Raw genomic sequence first — 4,857 nt, 5'->3', positions numbered from 1 at the left:
AGCGTACGGAGCCCGCTGAACACACAGGGCACGCCCAACACACAGGACACGCCCAACACACAGGGCACGCCCAACACACAGGACACGCCCAACACACAGGGCACGCCCAACACACAGAGCCCGCCGAACACGTAGACCCCGCCGAACACGCAGAGCGCGCTGAACGGGCCGAGCTCACCGGTCTCACCGGCCTCGGCGGCGAGACCCTCCGCGCCGTCTTCGACGCCTTCGCCCACTCCGTGACCAGGGGCGAGGCGGACCCGGGCACCCTCGACGAGCTCGACAGGCTCTGCCGGGGGCTCGACGGCGACCAGGCCCTCGCGGCCCGGCCCCTCGCCCTCGCCCTCGTCAAGCACCGGCTCGACGCGTCCCGCGGCCGCGGCACACTCCCCGACCTGGCCGCCTTCGAAGGTCTGCCGCTCGGTCAGGAGGCCTGGCGGGAACTGCGCGAGGAGTACGGCGACCGCGCCGACGGCGCCCTGCGCGCCCGGCTCCGCGACCCCGTCACCACCTGGACGGAGCCGCTGCGCCTCGCCCTGGCCGTGGGCGCCGACGGCGGGCCCGGTCTCGCCGAGGCCATGGACCGCCTCGCGGACGCCCTGCTCCACCCCGAGCGGCGCGACTGCGCACAGGCCGTCCAGGTCCTGTCCGAACTCGACCACGTCGCCTTCACCCGCCGTGTGCTCCGGCTCCTCCTCGTGGGCTTCACCGAGCGCAAACTGGACCGTCTGCGCGCCCTCGCCAACTCGCCGCAGGGCGCATGGCTGCGGCGCAACATCGACGACGCGCCGCTCACCGTCCGCCTCGCCGCGGCCGCCGCGCAGTGGAGCGGCCCGCCGGACCGGCTGCGGGGCGTCGAGCTCTTCGAGCGGCTGACCGAACTCCTCTCCGGGCAGCGGGTCGAGGATGTCAAGACCCTCAACCTGCTGTGGCGCATGGTGTGGCGCAACGACCCGCCGGACCGCGCCGAGCAGCCCCGGGTGGCCCGCGTCTGCACCCCCCGTCTGATCATCGAGGCGGATCTCGGCCGCCGCATCATGGGCTGGCTCAGGGAGCCGGACCACTGCGACCTCGAACTGGTCGACTTCGCACGGGAGATGCGCAAGGACGCCAAGCTCGGCGCCCAGGACCGCGACACCGCGGAGCTCCTCGTCATCGCCCAGGACCTCGCCGACGGGCGGCTCGGCGTCAGCAGGGCCTCGGTCGGCCGGCTCAGAGAGCTGGGGCGCAAGGTGTCGCCGCTCGGCGTGGTGCTGCGGAAGGGCATCGACGAGCGGGTGGGCCGCGCCCTCGCCGGGGCGAACCCGCTCGACGTCTGCGAGTCGCACGGGCTGCAGATCCTCGTCGCCGCGGGACCGGACCTCCTCGGGGCCTACCGAGCGCACCTCATGGCGGATCGGACGTGCGACCGTCTCGAACGTGAACTGCCCGGCAAACCGGCCGAGTTGGCCGCGTACTACCACATCTGGCGGCCCCGCCGTCGGCACGGCGTCACCGCCGAATGGCGCGAGGTCGCCGCCGAACTGCTCGACCAAGTGCTCGCGCCCGTCTTCGTACGTCTGGACGACCACCATCTCGGACAGGTGGCCACCGTCCTCCAGCGGGAGGGCCAGGACGTGCAGGAATGGACGGCGTGGCGATATCGCGCGGGCCAGGAGAAGAGCTGATCGAGCCGGAGCCGAACCCCGTGCGAGCGGGGCGGCGCACCGTCTGCGGACCCGCCGCACCCCACCACTGAACTCCCCATGAAAGGACCAGCGTGAGCGATACCAGCGAGACCATCATCGCCGACAACTTCCCCGGTGGCAGTATGGCGAGCCGCCCTGTGCACTTCATCTGGATGCTCGACTGCTCGGGCTCCATGGGCGTGAACGGCAAGATCGGCGAGCTGAACTTCGCCATCCGGGAAGCCATCCCGGAAATGCAGCAGGCCGCCCAGTCCAACCCCGCCGCGTCCCTGCTGGTGCGCGCCATCACCTTCGCCAGCGGCGCCAGTTGGCACGTCGGCGAGCCCACCCCGGTCGACCGGTTCTCCTGGGAGGACGTGCACATCTACGGCGGCACGGACATGGGCGCCGCGTTCAAGCTGGCGGCCGGTGCGCTGCAGACCCCGCCGATGCCGCAGCGCGCCCTGCCGCCCGTGCTCGCGCTCGCCTCCGACGGGCAGCCCACCGACGACTGGCGGGCCGGGCTGCGCGCCATCGACAGCACGCCGTGGGGCAAGCGTGCCGTGCGCGTCGCGGTGGCCATCGGCGACGACGCGGACAAGAGCATGCTCAAGGAGTTCCTCGGCAACCCCGAACTGGAGCCCCTGCAGGCGAAGAACCCGCGCCAGCTCGCCGCCGCCATCCGCTGGATGTCCACCGTGGTCGTCAAGGACGCCTCCACCCCGAAGGTCGACGACGGCGCGAAGCCCGCGACGCCGATCGACGTGCCGTCGATGACCAAGGGCGAAGACGACATCTGGTGACCGGGTCGCAGACGACGACCGGACCCGGCCCGGCGGCGGCCGGGCCCTGGGTGCTGCTCAGCGGCGCGGTCAAGGGAGTGGCGAAGAAGTTCAGCCAGGACCGCAGCGCGGTCCTGCCCGTGGCCGGGGGCCGTGCGGTCGTCCTCGCGGTCGCCGACGGACACGGCAGCGCCGCTCATTTCCGCAGCGACCTCGGGGCGCTCTGGGCGGTGGCGGAGTTCACGGCGTGCGCGGTGGCCTTCGCGCGCGAGGCCGCGCGCGTCGGTGACGACGCGGCGGGCTGGCCCGCCCTGCGCGAGGAGGCGCGCCGCCTGCCGCAGCAGGTGGGCCACCGCTGGCACGAGTGCGCGCTGCTGTACGACTCCAACTCGCCCGCCCACGGCGCCCGATGGCCCGCGGCGGCGGGCCGCACGGGGGACCGCGAACGCTCCGGCGTCCCGGACCTCGCCGCCTACGGAAGCACCCTCGTCGGCGCCGTGCTGACCGAACACATGCTGTTCTGCTGGCAGTTGGGCGACGGTGACATCGTGCTCGTCGATGACGGCGGCACCCCGCACACCCCGCTCTCCACCGGGCCCGACATGGGCGACGAGACGGACTCCCTCTGCGCGCCCGAGCCCTGGCGCAAGATGCGGGCGCACTGGCAGCCGTTCACCGGCGGCGCGCCGCCGTGCGTGCTGCTGTCCACCGACGGGCTCTCCAAGAGCTTCGCCGACCACCAGGGCTTCCTGGACTTCGCCACCGGCCTCGGCGAGCGCGCCGCAGGACAGGGCGTGGCGGCGGTCCAGGCCCAGCTGCCGGACTGGCTGGGGCGGGCCGCCAAGTTCTCCGGGGACGACACGACCCTCGTGGGCGCCATAGCGGTGCCCGCACAGCACAGCGACGAACCACACGAGCAGGACCAGCACCACCAGCACGACCAGCAGGACCAGGACCCTCACGGGCAGAGAGGAACAGAATGGTGAACGGCATGCTCGCCGCCGGAAAGACCCTGGTGGCCGAGTCGGGGGAGAAGCTCAAGGTCGCCGATCTCTTCGGCTCCGGCGGCCAGGGCGAGGTCTATCGCGTCCAGACGCCCACCGGGGACCGCGCGGTCAAGTGGTACTACCCCCAGCTCGCCGACGCCCGGCAGCGGGAGATCCTCGAAGGGCTCATCGCCAAGGGCTGGGACGACCCCCGCTTCCTGTGGCCCTGCTCCATCGTCATGGACCCCGAGGGCAAACAGCCCGGCTTCGGCTACCTCATGGACGTACGGCCCGCACGCTTCTGCGATCTGCCCGCCCTCTTCCGCCGCGACCCCTCGGTGGCGTCCGCCACGATGCGGACCCTGGTGACCGTGGCGCTGCACACCGTCGAGGCGTACCGCGCCCTGCACTCCCGGGGCATCGCCTACCGCGACATCAACTGGGGCAACATCTTCTTCGACCCGCGCACCGGCGACGTCCTCGTCTGCGACAACGACAACGCCGTCGTCGACGGCGCCGAGGCCGCCGTCGCGGGCACCATGGACTTCATGGCGCCCGAGCTGGTCCGCGGCGACAAGGGCGCCCAGCCCGGCACCCAGAGCGACCTGCACTCCCTCGCCGTGCTGCTCTTCCTGCTCCTGATGAACGACCACCCGTTCAACGGCGCCCTCGCCCTCAGCATCCGCTGCATGGACGAGGCCGCCAAACGCCGCCTGTACGGCACCGATCCGGTCTTCGTCTACGACCCGTCCGACACCCGCAACCGCCCGGTGCCCGGCGAGCAGCCGACCGTCGAGGCGACCTGGGGGGCGCTGCCGCAGATCCTGCGGGACCTGTTCATCAAGACCTTCACGGAAGGCCTGCGCAACCCCACGCTGCGGGTGCGCGAGACGCAGTGGCGCAACGCGCTCAGCCAGGTCCTCGACGCCATCACCCAGTGCGGCGCCTGCGGAAAGCAGAACCTGACCCAGCCCGACGGAGCACCCCCCAAGTGCTGGAAGTGCCGCACCGTCCTGACGCTGCCGCCCCGCCTGGAGCTGGTCACCGGTACGGGGAACCTCCGCACGAGGCGTGGCATCAGGCTCGCCCCGAGCGCCCGCGTCTACGCCCACCACCTGCGGGACGACCCCGATCGCCACGACTTCTCCGCCGTCGTCGGCGAGGTGACCGAACACCCGCAGCAGCGCGGCCGGTTCGGTCTCACCAACCGCACCAAGGCGGTGTGGACGGCCCGCAAGGACGACGGGACGGTGCGCGACGTGGACCCGGGCAAGACGATCGCCCTCCGGTCGGGGCTGCTGATCGAGTTCGGCGGCGGGACGGAGGCGATGGTCAAGGAGTAGCGCCGGTTCAGGACCACCAGTCGCGCCAGCGTCGCCACCACGTGCCCCACCGGGACGGCGGTGGCGCCTGGGGAGGCGG

General features: G+C 72.4%; 4 protein-coding genes. All 4 read left to right on the top strand.

Annotation, left to right across the window (positions count from 1 at the left end; translation table 11 throughout):
* The coding region (locus AOK03_RS30640) for a GTPase-associated protein 1-related protein (protein WP_244177814.1) at positions 1–1,667 on the top strand (1,667 nt) is incomplete at its 5' end.
* Between the two features lie 143 nt (positions 1,668–1,810).
* Positions 1,811–2,470, top strand: coding sequence for a vWA domain-containing protein (locus AOK03_RS30635; RefSeq protein ID WP_244177815.1), 660 nt, complete (start codon positions 1,811–1,813; stop codon positions 2,468–2,470).
* On the top strand, positions 2,467–3,435 hold the full coding sequence (locus AOK03_RS30630) for a protein phosphatase 2C domain-containing protein (protein WP_055568620.1): 969 nt from the start codon (positions 2,467–2,469) through the stop codon (positions 3,433–3,435). Before AOK03_RS30635 ends, AOK03_RS30630 begins: the two co-directional genes overlap by 4 nt.
* On the top strand, positions 3,429–4,778 hold the full coding sequence (locus AOK03_RS30625; RefSeq protein WP_208609630.1) for a serine/threonine-protein kinase: 1,350 nt from the start codon (positions 3,429–3,431) through the stop codon (positions 4,776–4,778). The genes AOK03_RS30630 and AOK03_RS30625 overlap by 7 nt, the downstream gene beginning before the upstream one ends.
* The last annotated feature ends 79 nt before the right edge of the window (positions 4,779–4,857 follow it).

Origin of the sequence: Streptomyces atriruber, assembly GCF_001418325.1 — a bacterium.
GTDB lineage: Bacteria > Actinomycetota > Actinomycetes > Streptomycetales > Streptomycetaceae > Streptomyces > Streptomyces atriruber.
This window is presented reverse-complemented; position numbering and strand designations above follow the sequence as displayed.

Excerpts from the sequence above, each read along its gene's own strand:
- AOK03_RS30635 (WP_244177815.1), top strand. The coding sequence starts at position 1,811 with ATGGCGAGCCGCCCTGTGCACTTCATCTGGATGCTCGACTGCTCGGGC.
- AOK03_RS30625 (WP_208609630.1), top strand. The coding sequence starts at position 3,429 with ATGGTGAACGGCATGCTCGCCGCCGGAAAGACCCTGGTGGCCGAGTCG.